Source organism: Janthinobacterium goodfellowi, from assembly GCF_051380695.1.
Taxonomy (GTDB): Bacteria; Pseudomonadota; Gammaproteobacteria; order Burkholderiales; family Burkholderiaceae_D; genus Janthinobacterium.
In genome coordinates this window covers 119,113-136,947 of the sequence record NZ_JBNYXN010000004.1, presented here as the reverse complement: position 1 = coordinate 136,947, position 17,835 = coordinate 119,113, and the positions used below count along the sequence as shown (strand labels likewise).

The 17,835-nt window shown below is 60.5% G+C and carries 12 protein-coding genes; 4 read left to right on the top strand and 8 right to left on the bottom strand.

Annotated elements, in window-relative coordinates; all coding sequences use genetic code 11:
* Positions 1 to 455 precede the first annotated feature (455 nt).
* Entirely contained in the window at positions 456 to 3,326 is a 2,871-nt protein-coding gene (locus ACQ4WQ_RS16630) for a TonB-dependent receptor (RefSeq protein WP_436498511.1), read from the bottom strand.
* Positions 3,327 to 4,024: 698 nt separating this feature from the next.
* Here ACQ4WQ_RS16630 and ACQ4WQ_RS16625 point away from each other — a divergent pair.
* On the top strand, positions 4,025 to 5,659 hold the full coding sequence (locus ACQ4WQ_RS16625) for an NAD(P)/FAD-dependent oxidoreductase (protein ID WP_436498509.1): 1,635 nt from the start codon (positions 4,025 to 4,027) through the stop codon (positions 5,657 to 5,659).
* Positions 5,660 to 5,743: 84 nt separating this feature from the next.
* Here ACQ4WQ_RS16625 and ACQ4WQ_RS16620 read toward each other — a convergent pair whose 3' ends face one another.
* The 7 genes from ACQ4WQ_RS16620 to glnA all read right to left on the bottom strand — a co-directional run bounded on the left by ACQ4WQ_RS16620 (position 5,744) and on the right by glnA (position 16,187).
* Complete coding sequence (locus ACQ4WQ_RS16620) at positions 5,744 to 8,437, bottom strand: TonB-dependent receptor (RefSeq protein ID WP_436498507.1); 2,694 nt, start codon at positions 8,435 to 8,437, stop codon at positions 5,744 to 5,746.
* A 414-nt stretch (positions 8,438 to 8,851) separates the two neighbouring features.
* A complete protein-coding gene (locus ACQ4WQ_RS16615) occupies positions 8,852 to 10,234 on the bottom strand; it encodes an ATP-binding protein (RefSeq protein ID WP_436498505.1) in 1,383 nt (460 codons plus the stop codon).
* A gap of 134 nt (positions 10,235 to 10,368) precedes the next feature.
* Positions 10,369 to 11,334, bottom strand: coding sequence for a magnesium/cobalt transporter CorA (gene corA, locus ACQ4WQ_RS16610; protein WP_436498503.1), 966 nt, complete (start codon positions 11,332 to 11,334; stop codon positions 10,369 to 10,371).
* A gap of 138 nt (positions 11,335 to 11,472) precedes the next feature.
* Complete coding sequence (ntrC, locus tag ACQ4WQ_RS16605) at positions 11,473 to 12,963, bottom strand: nitrogen regulation protein NR(I) (RefSeq protein WP_436498501.1); 1,491 nt, start codon at positions 12,961 to 12,963, stop codon at positions 11,473 to 11,475.
* Positions 12,964 to 13,011: 48 nt separating this feature from the next.
* Complete coding sequence (gene glnL, locus ACQ4WQ_RS16600) at positions 13,012 to 14,100, bottom strand: nitrogen regulation protein NR(II) (RefSeq protein WP_099410287.1); 1,089 nt, start codon at positions 14,098 to 14,100, stop codon at positions 13,012 to 13,014.
* Positions 14,101 to 14,105: 5 nt separating this feature from the next.
* Positions 14,106 to 14,615, bottom strand: coding sequence for a DUF4124 domain-containing protein (locus ACQ4WQ_RS16595; protein ID WP_436498499.1), 510 nt, complete (start codon positions 14,613 to 14,615; stop codon positions 14,106 to 14,108).
* Positions 14,616 to 14,771: 156 nt separating this feature from the next.
* Positions 14,772 to 16,187, bottom strand: a complete 1,416-nt coding sequence (glnA, locus tag ACQ4WQ_RS16590; RefSeq protein ID WP_029496182.1) for a type I glutamate--ammonia ligase — start codon at positions 16,185 to 16,187, stop codon at positions 14,772 to 14,774.
* 385 nt (positions 16,188 to 16,572) lie between these two features.
* Here glnA and ACQ4WQ_RS16585 point away from each other — a divergent pair, with 385 nt between their 5' ends.
* The 3 genes from ACQ4WQ_RS16585 to ACQ4WQ_RS16575 all read left to right on the top strand — a co-directional run bounded on the left by ACQ4WQ_RS16585 (position 16,573) and on the right by ACQ4WQ_RS16575 (position 17,823).
* Positions 16,573 to 17,034 (top strand): rhodanese-like domain-containing protein, encoded by a 462-nt coding sequence (locus ACQ4WQ_RS16585; protein ID WP_099410353.1) that lies wholly within the window; start codon positions 16,573 to 16,575, stop codon positions 17,032 to 17,034.
* Positions 17,035 to 17,191: 157 nt separating this feature from the next.
* Complete coding sequence (locus ACQ4WQ_RS16580) at positions 17,192 to 17,542, top strand: type II toxin-antitoxin system RelE/ParE family toxin (protein WP_436498497.1); 351 nt, start codon at positions 17,192 to 17,194, stop codon at positions 17,540 to 17,542.
* Positions 17,539 to 17,823, top strand: coding sequence for a helix-turn-helix domain-containing protein (locus ACQ4WQ_RS16575; RefSeq protein ID WP_070219260.1), 285 nt, complete (start codon positions 17,539 to 17,541; stop codon positions 17,821 to 17,823). The genes ACQ4WQ_RS16580 and ACQ4WQ_RS16575 overlap by 4 nt, the downstream gene beginning before the upstream one ends.
* Positions 17,824 to 17,835 lie beyond the last annotated feature (12 nt).

The window sequence follows — 17,835 nt, the reverse complement described above, 5'->3', positions numbered from 1 at the left end:
CGTTCCGGCCGTTTTTCAGCGCTCGGCAACGTTCATTTCTCCAATGAAAACACACTGAAAAACGCTGCGCCTGACACCGTCCTGCGCATCACAATCTCGCCACAGCAATTGCAAAAAAAGAAATGAATTGATTTAAAACAATATTTTTAATGGACAACAGCGAAACTATCGAAATGAAATACTGCCCCCGCCCGCCTTTCCGTCAAATATCAAGGCTTGCAGGGTAAATTGTTAAATCGATGGCCCGCCGCACGCGGACGAGATCAGATATGCGAGGCAAGGCACGGCCACCTTTCAGCAACATGGCCGAATACGAGGCCGGAAGTCGGCCCGCGCATGGCGGCGAGACAGGAGAGGAAGAAATACGCACAAAAAAAGGACGGGATGACTTTTCAGCCATCCCGCCCTTTCGAAGAACGGAGCGGCATTGCTGCCGCGATGTTCACCTTACTATATTAGAACGTGTATGCCAGTCCCAGGCTGAAGAAGCGGCCAACCGCGCCAGCTTGATGCAGCGATGCGTTGTACGAAGTCTGCACGCCCGCGTTGCCGTAGGTGCCGACGTCGATCGGCGGAGCCTTGTCGAACACGTTCAGGATCGTACCTTTCAGCATCAGGTTCGGCGACAGCTTGTACTGCACGTTCAGGTTGGTCACGGTGAACGAAGGGACGTGGCAGTAGTAGCCAGGCTGAACCAGGCCGGCAAAGTAGTTGCGACCACCAGTGGAAACACCGGTTTTCGCGCAGTCGTTGGAGTCAACGGATGGGTCAAGCGTCGAGAACGAGCTGGTATAGTTCATGCTCGTGGTGATATCCAACGGACCACGGGTCCAGTTCAGCGAGAACTGAGCGCGATCTTTCGGATTGCCCGTTGCGCCGCCCACGCCCGACGGGCCCTGGGTACCGGCCAGCTGATAGCTGACACCATTCACGCTCTGGGTGTAGTCGAAGGTATGCGCTGCACTCAGATCGGCGCGCAGCGTGCCCAGCTCGCCCGGCAGACGGAAACGGTAGTTGACGGATGCTTCGATACCGCTGGTGGTGGTTTCACCGGCGTTGATGTAGCCCGACGTACCGTACAGGATCGGACCAACCGGCGACAGCACCGACTTGGTCGTGCCATCGGCTTGCACGGTTTCCATCTGAACCGGCGCACCGCGAACGAAAGCCGGCACGTAGTTAGGATCGCTGGTTGCGGCGCTGACGATCTGGTTGTTCAGCGTGATCTTGTAGTAATCCAGCGTTGCGCCCAGGCCAGGGACCGGCGCCAGGACGATACCCAGGTCAAACGACTTGGATTTTTCCGGCGACAGATTCTTGGTCGTTTGCTGGACGAATGCCGGCGTGAAGGCGCAGAACACCGGTACGCTGCCAACGGCGGCTTTGTTGCTGGTTGGGCAAAGGATCGGATCATTGATCGCGTGGTACTGGAAGAACGAACCGGCACTGCCCGACTCGGCCGGGTTTGGCGCGCGGAAGCCGCGTGCAAAGTTACCGCGCAGGGCGAACTGTTTTGTCGGCGTCCACTTGATGTTGGCGGACGGTGTGAACGAATTGCCGTAGGTGTCGAAATGGTCATAACGACCGGCCAGGCCCACTTCCACGTTCTTGATCGGCGTTGCTTGCAACTCGGCGAAGACGGCGGTGTTGGTTTCCGAACCGAACACGAAAGCCGAGGTACTGGCAACCTGGCCGTTCGCGGTCAGCGACGACGGAGGAGCATTCCACTCACGCTTGTGATAGTGCAAACCGGCTGCCAGGACCAGGGGACCTGCGCCCAGTTGCATCAGTTCGCGGCTGGCCGTCGCGTCGATATAGTTCAGCTTCGAATCGTTCGTGTTGGAGAACGTCGGCGACACGGCAGCGATCTGCTGTGGCGTGTTGCCACCAAGAACGTTGAACGTGCCAGCTTTCAATGCATTGTACAGAGCGTTGCGGTCGACGTAACCGCTGTAGTCGATGGCGACCTTGGACTCGGTCACGCCGCCGGCGGCGCGAACGTCCCAGCCGTAAGCAGTGCCGCTCAGGTCCACCGCGAAACGGGTAGCCGTGGCGGTATTGTCCGAAGTCTGCGAAGGAGCCGTGCCCGGGATGTAGCCATACAGGCGTGCAGCACCCGGCAAGGTATTGATGATGCCCGCGCCGACTGCTGCGCCAGGAGCGAACGTCGTGGACGAAATGGCGCCGACGGCAGGACGCAAGGTGCCGTCCGGGCTCAGTGCGTTATTGCCGGCGAAGCTGGCGGTCGAGAAGACCGGTGGCACGCCGCGGTTGTTGGAACTGTCGCGCTTGAAGTACGAACCTTTGAGGCCCAGTTCCCAATCGCCGCCCAGTTTCTTGGTGACGCCAACCAAGACGTTGATGTTATCGACTTGTGGCTGGATGAAGGACGAATTGTCCGTCACTGCGCACTGACCGGCACGGTACTTGGCGAAGTTGCAGTTCGCATCGAGGAACGAGAAGTTGGCTGCATTGTTGGCGCCGCCTGCACCGCTCGGGTTATACAGGTAAGGCGAACTGGCTTGCGTCAGGAAGGCGTTCAGTCCGGTTGGCACGCCCAGGGTCAGGTCGTTACCGCCACGGCCGCGCCAGTCGCGGTTAGCCCAGTCGTTGTTGGCGCGGTCGGCCACCTTGATGGCGCCCTGATGACGCCACTCGGCGGTAGCGAAGATGTTGTAACCATCGGTATCGAGATCGCCGAAACCGGTGCTCAGCGAGGCGCGCTGGGTTGCGCCACCGCCGTGCTGCGTCTTGCCAGCTTCAGCAGCAAAACGGGTGCCCTGGAAGCTTTTTTTCAATTTGATGTTGACCACGCCGGCCACGGCATCCGAACCGTACAGCGACGATGCGCCGGCCTTCAGGATCTCGATGCTGTCGATGGCGTCGAGTGGAATGTTCGAGACGTCGACGAAGGAGCGTTGCGAGTCATCGCCGAGTGCGTATGGCGCCACGCGATGGCCGTCGAGCAGTACCAGCGTCGCGCCCACGGTCAGGCCGCGCAGCGAAATACCGGAAGCGCCGTTGGCGAAGGCGCCGCTGAAACCAGTGCCCAGGGTACCAGCGCCGTTGGAGGCCAGGTCGGTCAGCAGTTCAGCGATCGAGGTTTTACCGCTGCGCTGGATGTCCTGCGCAGTGACCACTTGTACTGGCGTGGCGGTTTCGGTATCGGCGCGGCTGATCATCGAACCAGTCACAATGACCCGTTGCACAGGCTCACTTGCGGCTGCTTGTTGTGCCATTGCCGGGGCAATGGCGGCGACGGAGAATGCGCCGCTTGCAATGACTTGCAAGATCGCAACTGGCATAGGTTTGATACGTAACTTCATGTAAAAAACTCCTTCTGGGCATGTGCCTGAATTTTTTTTGAGGAAACCCTGGGTAAAGGTTTTCCTGATAAATGTGTCCACACGTTACAAATGTGACGCAGCCATTACATGGAACCATATGGCACGGAGCGATGTCAATTTATTAGGCGAGGGCAATAACTTTAAAACAACAGGATAATTTCCATAATCACGTTTTATGCCATAGCTTATTCGGAAATAGTGCGAGAACCATCCAAATTAGTGCGCAACCGCCCTTTTTTGGTGCAATGATATTTACCTTGCAATGCAGCAAAAAACTAATGGTATTTTTACAAAACACTGTTACAACTTTGCACCAAATCACGCTTCTTTACCTGTCTTAAGACTTGGTAAAAAAACCGATTCCCCCTGTCCAAGTGTGATTGTGCAAATGCAGCAAATGGAAAATTGGCGGGACCCGTGCGCGACGCCCTGACGGCGCCGGCAGCGGCCTTGCTGAAATGTTGTTTTTTGGCAGCATCAACATGGCGATACGCCGCCGGCGGGGCTCTGCAGCCTGCGCCAGCACGGCGTTTCCCGCACTCATCCGCTTCCCCGCAGGGGCGCCACAGGCAATACATTGCTTGCTGGAAGGAGTAAAATGCCGCCTTGCGCCGCGCCATGCGCCGGCTGCCCACTCTCCGCTAGATACGGAGCCCTGCACTTTTCGGATAGACATCATGCTGCGACTCAACGAAGTAAAACTCCCCCTCGAACACGACGAAGCGGCTCTGCCGGCCGCCATCCTGGCGCGCCTCGGCATTGCCGCGGATGAACTGCTCGGCTTTACCGTCTTCAAGCGCAGCTACGACGCGCGCAAGCGCAGCGCCGTGGTGTTGATTTACTCGCTGCATGTGGACGTCAAGAATGAAGCGGCCGTGCTGGCGCGCCTGGGCCACGATATCCACCTGATGCCCGCGCCCGACACCGACTATAAATTCGTCGCCGGCGGCGAGCAGTTGGCCGGCCACAGCAATGAACCGCGTCCCATCGTTATCGGCACGGGCCCGTGCGGCCTGTTCGTGGCGCTGATCCTGGCGCAGATGGGCTTGCGTCCGCTCATCCTGGAACGGGGCAAGCAGGTACGCGAACGCACGGTCGACACTTTCGGCTTCTGGCGCAAGCGCGAACTGAACCCGGAATCGAACGTGCAGTTCGGCGAAGGCGGCGCCGGCACCTTTTCGGACGGCAAGCTGTACAGTCAGATCAAAGATCCCAAGCATTACGGCCGCAAGGTACTGACGGAATTCGTCAAGGCCGGCGCGCCAGAGGAAATCATGTATGTGAGCAAGCCGCACATCGGCACCTTCCGCCTGGTCAAGATGGTGGAAGAAATGCGCGCGAATATCGAGCGGCTGGGCGGCGAGTACCGATTCAGCAGCAAAGTGGTCGATCTCGACATCGTGCCCGGCGCCGACGGCGGCCAGGTGCGCGGTGTGGTGCTGGACAATGGCGAAACCATCGCCAGCAACCACGTCGTGCTGGCCATCGGCCACAGCGCGCGCGACACCTTCGAGATGCTGCACAAACGCGGCGTATACATCGAAGCGAAACCGTTCTCGATCGGTTTCCGCGTGGAACACCCGCAATCCTTGATCGACAGCTGCCGCTTCGGCCCCAGCGCCGGCCACCCAATCCTGGGCGCGGCCGACTACAAGCTCGTGCACCACGCCAGCAATGGCCGCTCCGTCTACAGCTTCTGCATGTGCCCGGGCGGCACCGTGGTGGCGGCCGCCTCGGAGCCGGGCCGCCTGGTGACGAACGGCATGAGCCAGTACTCGCGCAACGAACGCAACGCCAACAGCGCCATCGTCGTCGGCATCACGCCCGCCGACTACCCGGGCGACCCGCTGGCCGGCATCGCCCTGCAGCGCGAGCTGGAAGAGCGCGCGTTTGCCTTGGGCGGCGGCAACTACGATGCCCCAGGACAATTGGTCGGCGACTTCGTGGCTGGCCGCGCCTCGACGGAATTTGGCAGCGTCGTGCCCTCGTACAAGCCGGCCGTGCACCTGACCGACCTGGCGCCATCCTTGCCCGAATACGCGATCACGGCCCTGCGCGAAGCCTTCCCGGCGTTCAACAAGCAGATCAAGGGCTACTACAAGGCCGACGCCGTGCTGACGGGCGTGGAAACGCGCACCTCGTCGCCGATCCGCATCAAGCGCCGCGACGATGACCTGCAAAGCCTGAACACGCGGGGACTGTTCCCCGCCGGCGAAGGCGCCGGCTATGCGGGCGGCATCCTGTCGGCGGCCGTCGACGGCATCAAGGTGGCCGAGGCGGTGGCGCTGTCGATGGCGGCGCGCGGAAAATAAGCAACATCGGCCGTGCCGCACGGCCAGGCAAAAAAAACGCCCGGGTTTTCACCCGGGCGTTTCAGCTTTCAGCCTGCAAGCAGCTTAGAACGTATAGCTGCCGCGCAGATACACGGTACGGCCAATGGCGTCGGCATAGCGTGGATCATAGCCAGCCTGGAAGGTAGTGGTTTGATAGCTCAGTGGCGGTTCGCGGTCGAACAGATTGCGCACGCCGACGGTCAAGGTCACGTTCTTCGTGGCGGCAACCGTTCCGAAAGCATCAAAGGTGGTGTAGGACGCCACTTTGTGCTCTTCATCCTGATCCAGGTAGCCAGACTTGTAATGACCCGACATGCCGGCACTGAAGATGCCGCTGTTCCAGTTCACGCTGGCCGTATGCTGCCAGCGGAAAATCGGACCGGCGCCGGAGAAGACGCCGACGTTCTGCTTCCATTTGCCGCCTTCGGCACTTTGATACTCGTACTTGTTGACGTAAGTGCTGTTGGTGACCAAGGCGAACGTGCCAAAGTCGCTGGTGCGCAAACGGTAGTTGACGCTCAAGTCGAGGCCGCGGGTCTTCACGCCACCCAGGTTCTGGGTACGCAGGTCGACATAGCCGCAGGTGGCCGGATTCGGGCATTGCGAACCGTCGGTAGCCAGGTTGCCGTTCGCCGTGCGGTGGTATACGGCCGCGTAGGTGACCGGGTCGCCAAACACGTCGTCTTCCGCCAGGCTGCCGATCGAATGGTCGAGTTTGATATCCCAGTAATCGATGCCGATGCTCAGGTTGGCGATCGGTTCGAAGACGACGCCCAAGGTAATGTTGCGCGACTCTTCAGGCGACAGCTTTTTGTTACCGCCGAACAAGGCCTGGAATTGCTGTTGGCAATTCGTTGCCTTAGGCTTGCCGGGCAATGGCGTACCATCCGGGCAATTGACCGGATCGTCGCGCTGGCTGGTATTGGTGTACGTTTGCGAGGAGTTGATCTCGTACAGCGATGGCGCGCGGAAACCGGTCGAGTACGAACCGCGGAACAGCACTTCTTTCGTTGGCTGGAAGCGGAACGCCACTTTCGGGTTGGTCGTATTGCCGAAATCGCTGTAGCGGTCATAACGCACGGCGGCCGTCACGTCCAGTGTCTTGAAGATAGGCACGTTCAACTCGGCGTACACGGCTTGCGTGGTGCGCGAACCTTCGTCGTGCGTTTCCGGATCGATGCCGGTACTGGCGACGACCTTGGCGGCATATTCCGCATTGGCGGTGCTGAGGAATTTCTCATGCCCCACTTGCGCGCCGACAGCCAGAGCGGCAGCGCGGCCAGCGCCCAGCCAGTCGCCCAGCTCGCGGCTCGCATTGAAGTCGGCGACCTTGGTCGTGCCCTTGGCATTGCGGACATTGCCGTTCAGTGCAGCACTTTGGATCAAGGCCATGCCGGCAGCATCCTGCTCGCCGTATGGGTTGATGATGCCGTTCAAGACACCCTTCGTGATGATGCCGCCATCGCTGTAGCCCATCAGGTTCACAGCGACCTTGTTTTCATTGAAGGTCAGTGCCGCGTTGTAATCCCAGCCAGCGAGGTTGCCGTTCAAGCCAGCGACGAAACGCTGTTGCTTGTTGATATTTTCATCAGCGCGCGAACCGTTCGGCAAATCGCGCCATTTGACGTTCACGAAGCCAGGATTGACACCGGCAGGCATGAAGTTCGGATCGACGTAACCGGCGTCGAGCGGAATGTTCGGCGTGAAGTTGCCATTGCCCGGGTAGTACGGATTCGGCGAACCATCGAGGCGCGTACGGTTCTGGCGTAGGCCACCATAGGGCACAGGGGCGATGGCGCTGTAGACCTTGCTTTCGCTGTTCAGGTATTCCAGGCTCATCTCATGATTCGCGTTCAGCTTCAGGACGCCTTTGAGCAAGCCGGTCGTGCGTTTGCTTTTCGGCACATAGTCCACGAAGTTCGAGGTCGACATATTGCAGCTGGTGCCATCGCCGCTCGGTATCAGGAAGGTGCCCGCAGCGCAGCTAGGCGCGGTCGGATTGCCGGTCTGGTCATCTTGGTAGTAATTGGCGGGGCTGGTGGTAGGCGAAATGCCACCTGGATAGCGCTTGTTGTAATTGCGCTGGGTACCGGTAATGGCGCGCTGGCTCTGGTTATCCAGCATACCGAAGATGTTGAAGCCATCCTTATCCAGGTCGCCATAGCCAAAACCGATATTGGCATTCTTGGAGAAGCCACCCGATTGTTCCGGCATATCGGCACCGATGCTGACGATACCGCCCTGGAAGTCCTTGCGCGTGATGAAGTTAATCACGCCACCGACGGCATCGCTGCCGTACAGCGACGACGCGCCATCGCGCAGCACTTCGACGCGTTCGAGCGCGGCAAACGGGATCATGTTCAGGTCGGGCGCCGAAGCGTCGAGCGCATTGTTGGCCATGCGGCGGCCGTTCAGCAAGACGAGCGTCTTGTTGGCGCCGATACCGCGCAAGTCGGCGAACGAGGCGCCGCCGGTACCCAGGCCAACGACCTGGCTGGTACCTTGAGATGCCTGCGAGGCACTCAGGTTCGACATGACTTGCTCGATGGTGGTAATGCCCTGTTTTTTCAGGTCATCCATTTTCATGATGGTGATCGGCACCGAGGTTTCACCATCGATCCGTTTAATGGCGGAGCCGGTGACTTCGACACGCTGCATGGGTGCATCGTTCTGTTGTGCCATGGCTGGCTGGGCCAGCATGGCCAGGCCAGCGACGACGGCGCTCCCCGTAAACATCAAACGCAAAGAACGAGACAAGACTGTTTCCATCATCATTGCAAACTCCCCTTGATATAGTTTTTTATTGCATTATTATCATGTCAACTCGGCGCCGCCGAACTGCGGATGCGGCGCTCCATGCATGGCGGTTGTCTGCTCATTAACATTCTTTATCGTTATGAAAATAACATTCAGACTCTGCCAAAAGGAGGCCCGAACTTGATGAATGATGATGCATAAGCGCCATGCCACTACCGGTCAAAGACACAGTTGCCGTTGGCAAGCTGAACCTTAATAAGCCATCAAAACACGGGGAATTGGGAGGTGTCAACGATGCACTGGACGTAGGTATAAAAAACAACATTTTATAAAACAGTAATACTGTTTTGCACAATGATGGTGTACGGTATGCACCAGAAAACCCCGCCGCTGCACTATATCAGTGAGGTTTTTTCACGCCTGCTGGGAGGCCAGCGGCAGCCTGATTTGTATATGACAGCCCGGAGTGCAGTCGATGGCGCACACCTGGCCACCCAGTTGCTGCACGATGGTGTAGACGATGTGCATGCCCAGGCCGGAGCCGCCCTGGCCCCGCTTGGTGGTGAAGAACGGTTCAAACATGTGTTCGCGCACGGCCGGCGCCAGGCCGATGCCGTCGTCGGAAAATTCCAGCAGCAGCCAGCGCAAGGCCGCGTCATCCTCGTCCGCCTCGATGCGCGCGCGTATCGTGATGCGTCCCGGACCACCCTGCGGATAGCCATGGCGGGCGCTGTTCATCAGCAGGTTCGAGAGGATTTGCGACAGCTTGCCGGCCGCCAGACGCACCTGGCAATCGGGCGCGATATCGAGTTCCACGCCCAGCGCCGCCTTGCGCAGTTCCGGGCTGTGCGCCGATACCAGGCCGTGCACGTAGTCGTGCAGCGCCAGGTCGGCCACGTATTCGCTGACCTGGTCCACGGCCAGCTGCTTGAAATTGCCGATCAGGTCGGCGGCGCGCGCGAGGTTGCGTTCGATCAAGGCCGCCGCGCCTTTGAGGGATTCGGCAATGTCGATCAGTTCGGCGCGGCTGACCTTGGCGCCGCCCAGCAGCTGCACCAGCTGGTCGGCATAGCTGCCCATGCTCGACGCGGCCGTCAGCGCCACGCCGATGGGCGTGTTGACCTCGTGCGACACGCCCGCCACCAGCGAACCGAGGGCCGCCATCTGTTCCTGCTCGATCAGGTTGGCCTGCGCCGCCAGCAGCGACTCGGTACGCACGCGCACGATTTCTTCCAGCTGCTGGGTGCGCTCCTGGTGCTGCAGCTCGGCTGCGCCGCGCGCCGAGAAGATCGACAGCAGCAGCAAGGCCAGCAAGCGCTTGTTTTCATCGATGGGACGCGTGTCGATGGCCGACAGGATGCCCAGGGTCTTGCCATCGGTATCGATCAGCGGCATGCCGACATAGCTTTCCGCATGCATGTCGACCAGGAGGGTATCGAGTGGAAAGCGACGCTGGATATCGCTGCCGTGAAAACACATGCTCTGGCAGGTCACGTCCTGGCAAGGCGTGTGCTGCAGGCTGTATTCGATGTTCGGCTGGTAGCCGTCGCCGCCCCACAGGGCCAGGGTGCGGATGCCTTCGCTGCCATCGTCCATGCGGATCAGGCGCCCGGCGATCACATAGTGCACATCGAGCGCTTCGGCCAGGTCCTTGACGAGGATGCGCAGGAAGTCGTCGCCACGGGCGTGCGCCGTCGAGGCGGTGATCGAGCGCAGGGCCGCCTCCGCCAGGGTGCGCCGCTGCTCGGGATCGAACAGGGGTTCTTGCGAATTCACATCGAACAACGGAATACTCATGAATGCTCCTGCGCGGCACGGAAAGCGCAGGCAAAGCTGCCGGCGCGGCGATCCTCAGCAAAGGCCCGAGTCAACGGACTTGCCGCGATTGTACCCCTGGCTATTGTTTAATAATACAGATACACAGGAAATTTTTATAGCCAGCCGGAACGCTTGAACAAGTAATACATATAACCGCAGACACAGCTCATCACTGCCACGGCGGCCGGATAGCCATAATGCCAGTCCAGTTCCGGCATGAACTTGAAGTTCATGCCCCAGATGCCGGCAAACGCGGTAAACACGGCGAAAATGGCGGCCCAGGCCGCCAACTGCTTGTTCACTTCGCTCTCGTCGATGGCCACCATCGACAGATTCACCTGGATGGCCGTGCTGATCGTATCGCGGATGGTATCGAGCGTGCCGTTGATGCGCGCCAGGTGGTCGTGCACGTCGCGGAAATACTCCTGGGTATCGTGGCACAGCGGCGGCACCCGCCCGCCGTGCAGCTTGCCCACCGCTTCCATCAGGGGCGCCACCACGTGGCGCAAGACCATGACCTTGCGTTTCAATTGATACAGCCGTTCGATATTGTCGCGCTCGGTGCCACGGTCGAAGATGCGGTCCTCGATCAGTTCCAGCTCCGATTCCAGCGCGTCGAGCACGGGAAAGTAACGGTCGACGACGGCGTCCATCAGCGCGTACAGGACAAAGGCGGAGCCCTGGCGCAGCAGATGCGGTTCGCGCTCGGCGCGCGCACGCACGCCCAGGAAACCTTGCGAGCTGTTGCTGCGCGACGACAGCACGTAATTGGCGCCGACAAAGATGTCGACTTCGCCCAATACCAGTTCGTTCTCGACCATTTCCACGGTTTTCACCACGGCAAAGAGGGAATCGCCATATTCCTCGATCTTCGGACGCTGGTGGCCCCGCTGCGCATCCTCGACGGCCAGTTCGTGCAGGCAAAACTCGTGCTGCATCTGTTTCAGCTCGTCCGGCGTGGCGTCGCGCAGGGCCACCCAGACGAAGCAATCGGGGCGCTCGACGTAATCGCTGATATCGTCGATCGGCAAGTCGGCCAGTTTTTTGCCATCCTGGTAGGCCACGCAGTTTATGAGCATACAGTTCCACAATCAAATGAAGACCGGACGAAACAGTCCGGCAGGCGTCAGCTTACCTTATCGCCTGCTGTGGGTGTTGTGGCGTGCAAGGAACACCGCAAGAAAAAGCGGACGGGGGAGCCCCGTCCGGAAGATCGATCAATCGTCCTTGGCGCCGTCGATGCCCAGTTCCGATATCTTGCGGGTGATGGTGTTGCGGCCGATGCCCAGGCGCACGGCGGCATCGTTCTTGCGCCCGTGCGTATGCTTGAGCGCCGTCTTGATCAGGGCCGACTCGAATTGCCGCCCCAGCACGGCCATGACTTCCTGCTGCCCCGCGCCCAGCATGCCGGCCGCCTGCAATTCCAGTAAACCAATCCAGCCCGGCGGCGCGCCATTGGCGGGCGCTGCCGCCTCGAAGACCTGGCCGCCGTGCGGATGGGCAACGGCCGCCGGCGCCGCCTCGCCCGCCGCCGCGCTGGCCGCGCCATCGCCCTGCCCCTGCGTCAATTCCAGCGGCAAGTCCTTGATTTCCACCGTCTGGCCCGGCGCCATGACGGTGATCCAGTTGCACAGGTTTTCCAGCTGGCGCACATTGCCGGGCAAATCGAGGCCGCTCAGGAATTGCATCGTCGGTTCGCTCATGCGCTTGGCTTCCACGCCCAGCTGGCGCGCACTTTGCACCAGGAAATGGCGCACCAGAATGGGGATATCCTCGCGCCGCTCCCGCAAACTGGGCAGGCGCAGGCGGATCACGTTCAGGCGGTGATACAAGTCTTCGCGGAACAGGCCGTCGCGCACGCGCTGCTCGAGGTTCTGGTGCGTGGCCGTAATGACGCGCACGTTCGCCTTCATCGGCTGGTGGCCGCCGACGCGGTAGAAATGCCCGTCGGACAGCACGCGCAACAGCCGCGTCTGCAGATCGAACGGCATGTCGCCGATTTCATCGAGGAACAGGGTGCCGTTCTCGGCCTGCTCGAAGCGGCCCCGGCGCGTCGTTTGCGCGCCCGTAAACGCCCCGCGTTCATGGCCGAACAATTCGGACTCCAGCAAATCCTTGGGGATCGCCGCCGTGTTCAGGGCGATGAACGGCTGCGCCGCGCGCGGACTGTGCTTGTGCAGCGCGCGCGCCACGAGTTCCTTGCCGGAACCGGATTCGCCCGTGATCAGCACCGTCACGTTCGACTGCGACAGGCGGCCGATGGCACGGAAGACTTCCTGCATGGCCGGCGCCTGGCCGAGGATTTCCGGCGTTTCCGACGGGCCCGACTCGACGCTGGTCTCGCGCAGGCTTTCTTCCAGCGCGCGGCGGATCAGCTCGACGGCCTTGTCGATGTCAAACGGCTTGGCCAGGTATTCGAAGGCGCCGCCCTGGAAGGCCGCGACGGCCGAATCGAGGTCGGAAAAGGCGGTAATAATAATGACCGGCAAGCCGGGAAAGCGCGACTTGACCGTCTGCAGCAATTCCAGGCCGGACGCGCCCGGCATGCGGATATCGGACACGAGCACTTGCGGCGTGTCAAATTCCAGTGCGGCGATGGCGTCGCGCGCATTGGCAAAACTCTTGGTGGCGAGATTTTCCCGCGCCAGGGCTTTTTCCAGCACCCAGCGGATTGATTCGTCGTCGTCAACTATCCAGATTGGCTTCATTAGTGTGTGCGTCCCGCAATGGATTTCATGGGTGGGATACTTCCTCGCTTATGGCAAGGGGAGAACGATCCTGAAATCGGTGTATCCAGGCCGGCTTTCGCACTCGATCACGCCCAGGTGCTGTTGCACGAAGGTTTGCGCCAAGGTCAGTCCCAGCCCGCTGCCGCCTTCCCTGCCCGACACCAGCGGGTAGAAAATCCGGTCGCGGATCTGGGGTGCGATGCCCGGTCCATTGTCAATGATATGCAAGTCTAATGCCAGGTTGTAGCGGACCTTGGCCAGGGTCACCTGGCGCGCCACGCGCGTCTTGAAAATCAGCTCCGCGTCGCCCGCTTCGATGCGCTCGGCCAGCGCTTGCGCCGCGTTATGCGCAATGTTGAGTACGGTCTGTATCAATTGTTCCTTGTCGCCGCGAAACTCGGGGATCGAGGCGTCGTAGTCGCGCGAAATGGTCAGTCCGCTGGGGAACTCGGCCAGGATCAGGCTGCGGACCCGTTCGCACACTTCATGGATATTCACGTCGCCCACGATATGCGGGCGGCGGTGCGGCGCCAGCAGGCGGTCGACCAGCGTTTGCAGGCGGTCCGCTTCCTTGATGATGACTTGCGTGTATTCGCGCAGCTCGCTCAGGTGCAAGGCCGGCAATTCCAGCTCCAGCAGCTGGGCCGCGCCACGGATGCCGCCCAGCGGGTTCTTGATTTCATGCGCCAGGTTGCGGATCAACTCCTTGTTGACCTGGCTCTGGTCGAGGATGCGCTCCTCGCGGTCGAGTTTTAATTGCTGCACGTTCTCGCGCAGTTCGATCAGCACGCCGTCGCTTGGCGCATCGAGCGCGCTGACGATGCTGTGCACGCGCAGCGGCTCGCGCCCCAGGCGTTCCAGGCTCAGGTCCTGGCGCAAATCGGAAAACTTGTGTTCGAGCGCCTGCGCGCAGATGCCGGCCAGTTCCTCGGGGTTGAGGAACAGCGCCGTCAGCTTTTGCCGCGACAGGGCTTTCAGCGAACTTTCCAGCAGGTTTTCCGCCGCCGCGTTGGCATAGCTGATGCGACCGTCACCGTCGAGCAGGATCACGGCTGAAGCGAGCAAATCAAGGCCGGCCAGATGGGCCGGACGGCTGGAATGGTTGTCTAGTGTCATGTGCTTTACCGAATATTCGCGATCTCGCGTTTCAGGGCGTCTATATTTTGCTGCGTACGGCTGATGTTGTCCTTCAACTGCGCCACCCGTTCCTGGTATTTCGCATAGTTGCGCTCATTGCCCTGGCGCTCGGGCTGGCCCGCGTTGAATTCCAGGCGCTGCGCCGCCAATTTCTGCTCTTCGCTGCGCAATTCGTCCTGCAGGATCTGGCGCCGGTCCAGGTCGCGCGCGCGCTGTTCGGCGCCATCGACCTTGGGAAATGCCCCGGCGGCAGGCGCCGGTGTCCCGGCCGCCTGCATGGCGGGCCGGGCCGGCGCGCCGGCCAGCGGCCCCGTCTTGCGTGGCGGCTCCGTCAGGGCGCCCGGCAAATCGAGCAGCTGGCAATGCGCGCCAGCCCGCTTGTCCGTGTACGTCTTGTGTCCTTGCGCATCGGCGCACACATACAGCTGTCCGTGCGCCTGTGCCGCCGCGCCCAGCAATCCTGCCATCAGCGCCATTCTGTAATGCTTGGTCAATCTTCACTCCTGTCGGCTCGTGCCGCATCGTTCCTGGGCCGACTATACAACACCGCACCGGCGCCGCATTGGCGCAAAGCATAAAAAAACGCGGGCAAGACCATCGCCTCACCCGCGTTTTTTATTCACTACCGGCAAGTTGCCGGCATGGCGCCATTACAGCGAGTAGTACATGTCGAACTCGGCAGGATGCGTGGTCATGCGCATGCGCTGCACGTCCTGCATTTTCAGTTCCAAGTAAGCATCGATCATGGAATCGCTGAACACGCCGCCGCGGGTCAGGAACTCGCGGTCCTTGTCCAGCGCGTCGAGTGCTTCTTCCAGCGAAGCGCACACGGTAGGGATCAATGCGTCTTCTTCCGGCGGCAGATGGTACAGGTCTTTCGAGGCGGCTTCGCCCGGGTGGATCTTGTTGGCGACGCCGTCCAGGCCAGCCATCAGCAGTGCGGCGAAGCACAGGTACGGGTTCGCCAGTGGATCCGGGAAGCGCGCTTCGACGCGGCGGCCTTTTGGATTGGCCACGTGCGGGATACGGATCGAGGCGGAACGGTTTTTCGCCGAGTACGCCAGTTTCACTGGCGCTTCGTAGCCTGGTACCAGACGCTTGTACGAGTTGGTGCCCGGGTTGGTGATCGCGTTCAGCGCCTTGGCGTGCTTGATGATGCCGCCGATGTAGTACAGGGCGAAATCGGACAGGCCGGCATAGCCGTCGCCAGCGAACAGGTTTTTGCCATCTTTCCATACGGATTGATGCACGTGCATGCCCGAACCGTTGTCGCCAACGATAGGTTTCGGCATGAAGGTGGCGGTCTTGCCATAGCTGTGCGCCACGTTCCACACCACGTATTTCAGGTTTTGCGTCCAGTCGGCGCGCTCGACCAGGGTCGAGAACTTGGTGCCGATTTCATTCTGGCCGGCGCCGGCCACTTCGTGATGATGTACTTCAACCGGGATGCCCAGCGATTCCAGGATCAGGCACATTTCCGAACGCATGTCCTGGAAGCTGTCCACTGGTGGCACGGGGAAGTAGCCGCCCTTGACGGTAGGACGATGGCCGCTGTTGCCGCCTTCGATATCCTTGCCGGTCGACCACGAACCCTCGTCCGAACCGATCTTGACGAAGCAGCCCGACATGTCGATCTTCCAGCGCACGCTGTCGAAGATGAAGAATTCCGGCTCAGGGCCGAAGTAGGCGGTATCGCCCATGCCCGACGATTTCAGGTAGGCTTCGGCGCGTTTCGCGATCGAGCGCGGGTCGCGGTCGTAGCCCTTGCCGTCCGACGGTTCGATCACGTCGCACTGCATGAACAGGGTCGTTTCTTCCATGAACGGGTCGATATTGGCCGTGTTTGGATCCGGCAGCAAGATCATGTCGGACGCTTCAATGCCTTTCCAGCCAGCGATCGAAGAACCGTCAAAGGCGTGGCCCGACTCGAATTTATCCATGTCAAAGTGCGACACGGGAACCGTCACGTGCTGCTCTTTACCACGGGTATCAGCAAAGCGGAAATCAACGAATTTGACTTCGTTTTCTTCTACCATCTTCAAGACTTCTGCGGCTGTCATTGCCATGCGTATCTCCTAAATGAATGTGGGGTGAGCCGACCTTAGTGCGTCTGGGCTGATGAAGCGAAGCAAACATTGCGTGCCACCAAAACTCATAAGGATCATAGCAGATTCCATGCCAGCTTCTGGAGCGCCTTGGCGCCGACGGCAAAATGACTGCCATCCCAGTGAAAGTTTTCCTGCCCACGATTTTCCTGCTGAGTTTGCGTCAAATCAAGAATGCACTATGCAAGTGCAAAAAACGAATAACGCACCATTATCGTGCATTTTGTACGCATTCTTGAAAAATGCCTCGTTGTGGTGCATGCGCCGTGCACCGTGCTTTCCCGTTTGCGGGGCGCGGACGGCGCACTATAATCGTACACACCATCCCACTTTCATCGAGGACGCCATGACTACCGCCGCCGACATCCTGACCACCGCCCGCAGCCGGGCCAACGAAGGTACGCCGTATGCCGGCGCCGTGACGCCGCAGGAAGCGTACGAGCTGCTGCAGCTGGACGCAGCCGCCAAACTCATCGATGTGCGCACGAATGCCGAGCGCGACTGGGTAGGCCGGGTCGACATCGCCGATACCCAGCATGGTGCGGTGCAGTGGGCCACCTACCCGGGCGGCGTGCCGAATCCCGACTTTCTTGCGCAGCTGGCCGCCCAGGCTGGCAAGGACGAGGTGCTGCTGTTCCTGTGCCGCTCCGGCGTGCGCTCGCGCCATGCCGCCAAGCTGGCGACCGAACACGGCTATATCAACTGCTTCGACATCCTTGAAGGGTTTGAAGGCGACAAGGATGCGGACGGCCACCGCAAACAGATCGGCGGCTGGTGCAAGGCCGGGCTGCCGTGGCTGGGCGCCTGACGCTGGCCGCCTGATTATCTGAACAGTGTTTGATCTGGCGGGCCACCCGATGGCCCGCCATCGGCTACAACCATCCATGCGCGCCCGTTTTCTTCCATTGCGGCGCAAATTCTCCTTGAAATAATGTACCTTATATAGTACAACGTAGAGGTGCGTCATGGATGCTTCCGGTTTGCGGCAGATTACCCTGCTGTTCTATGCGAACGGCAATGGCGGCGAACCCGTGCGCGAATGGCTCAAGTCCTTGCCGCTTGAAGAGCGCCATGTGATCGGGCAAGACTTGATGCATGCGCAATGGCGCTGGCCCGTGGGCATGCCCCTGTGCCGGCATCTCGGGCACGGCTTGTCGGAAGTGCGCAGCAGCTTGCCCGGTAACCGCATTGCGCGCGTGCTGATCTGCCATCATGGAGATTGCCTGGTGGCGCTGCACGGCTTTATCAAGAAAACCCGGACGACGCCGGAAGACGACCTGGCGCTGGCCCGCAAACGCTACAAGGAACTGACATGAACGCCACCGCGCCCCATCTCGGCAGCAGTCTCGACGATTTCCTCAAGGAAGAAGGCATCTTCGAGCAAACGCAAACCCGCGCCATCAAGGAAGTGATCGCCTGGCAACTGACGCAGGCGATGCAGGAGCAATCGCTGTCGAAGACGCGCATGGCGGACCTGTTGCAGACGAGCCGCTCGCAGCTCGACCGCCTGCTCGACCCCAGCAGCGACGTGACGCTCTCCACGCTGGAGCGGGCCGCCGCGCTGCTTGGGCGCAAGCTGTCGGTCACCCTCGTTTAAGCGAGTTAAGCG

Coding starts and splice junctions, on each gene's coding strand:
- ACQ4WQ_RS16630 (WP_436498511.1), bottom strand. CDS start 3,326: ATGAAGTTACGTATCAAACCTATGCCAGTTGCGATCTTGCAAGTCATT.
- ACQ4WQ_RS16625 (WP_436498509.1), top strand. CDS start 4,025: ATGCTGCGACTCAACGAAGTAAAACTCCCCCTCGAACACGACGAAGCG.
- ACQ4WQ_RS16615 (WP_436498505.1), bottom strand. CDS start 10,234: ATGAGTATTCCGTTGTTCGATGTGAATTCGCAAGAACCCCTGTTCGAT.
- corA (WP_436498503.1), bottom strand. CDS start 11,334: ATGCTCATAAACTGCGTGGCCTACCAGGATGGCAAAAAACTGGCCGAC.
- ntrC (WP_436498501.1), bottom strand. CDS start 12,963: ATGAAGCCAATCTGGATAGTTGACGACGACGAATCAATCCGCTGGGTG.
- glnL (WP_099410287.1), bottom strand. CDS start 14,100: ATGACACTAGACAACCATTCCAGCCGTCCGGCCCATCTGGCCGGCCTT.
- glnA (WP_029496182.1), bottom strand. CDS start 16,187: ATGGCAATGACAGCCGCAGAAGTCTTGAAGATGGTAGAAGAAAACGAA.
- ACQ4WQ_RS16585 (WP_099410353.1), top strand. CDS start 16,573: ATGACTACCGCCGCCGACATCCTGACCACCGCCCGCAGCCGGGCCAAC.
- ACQ4WQ_RS16580 (WP_436498497.1), top strand. CDS start 17,192: ATGGATGCTTCCGGTTTGCGGCAGATTACCCTGCTGTTCTATGCGAAC.
- ACQ4WQ_RS16575 (WP_070219260.1), top strand. CDS start 17,539: ATGAACGCCACCGCGCCCCATCTCGGCAGCAGTCTCGACGATTTCCTC.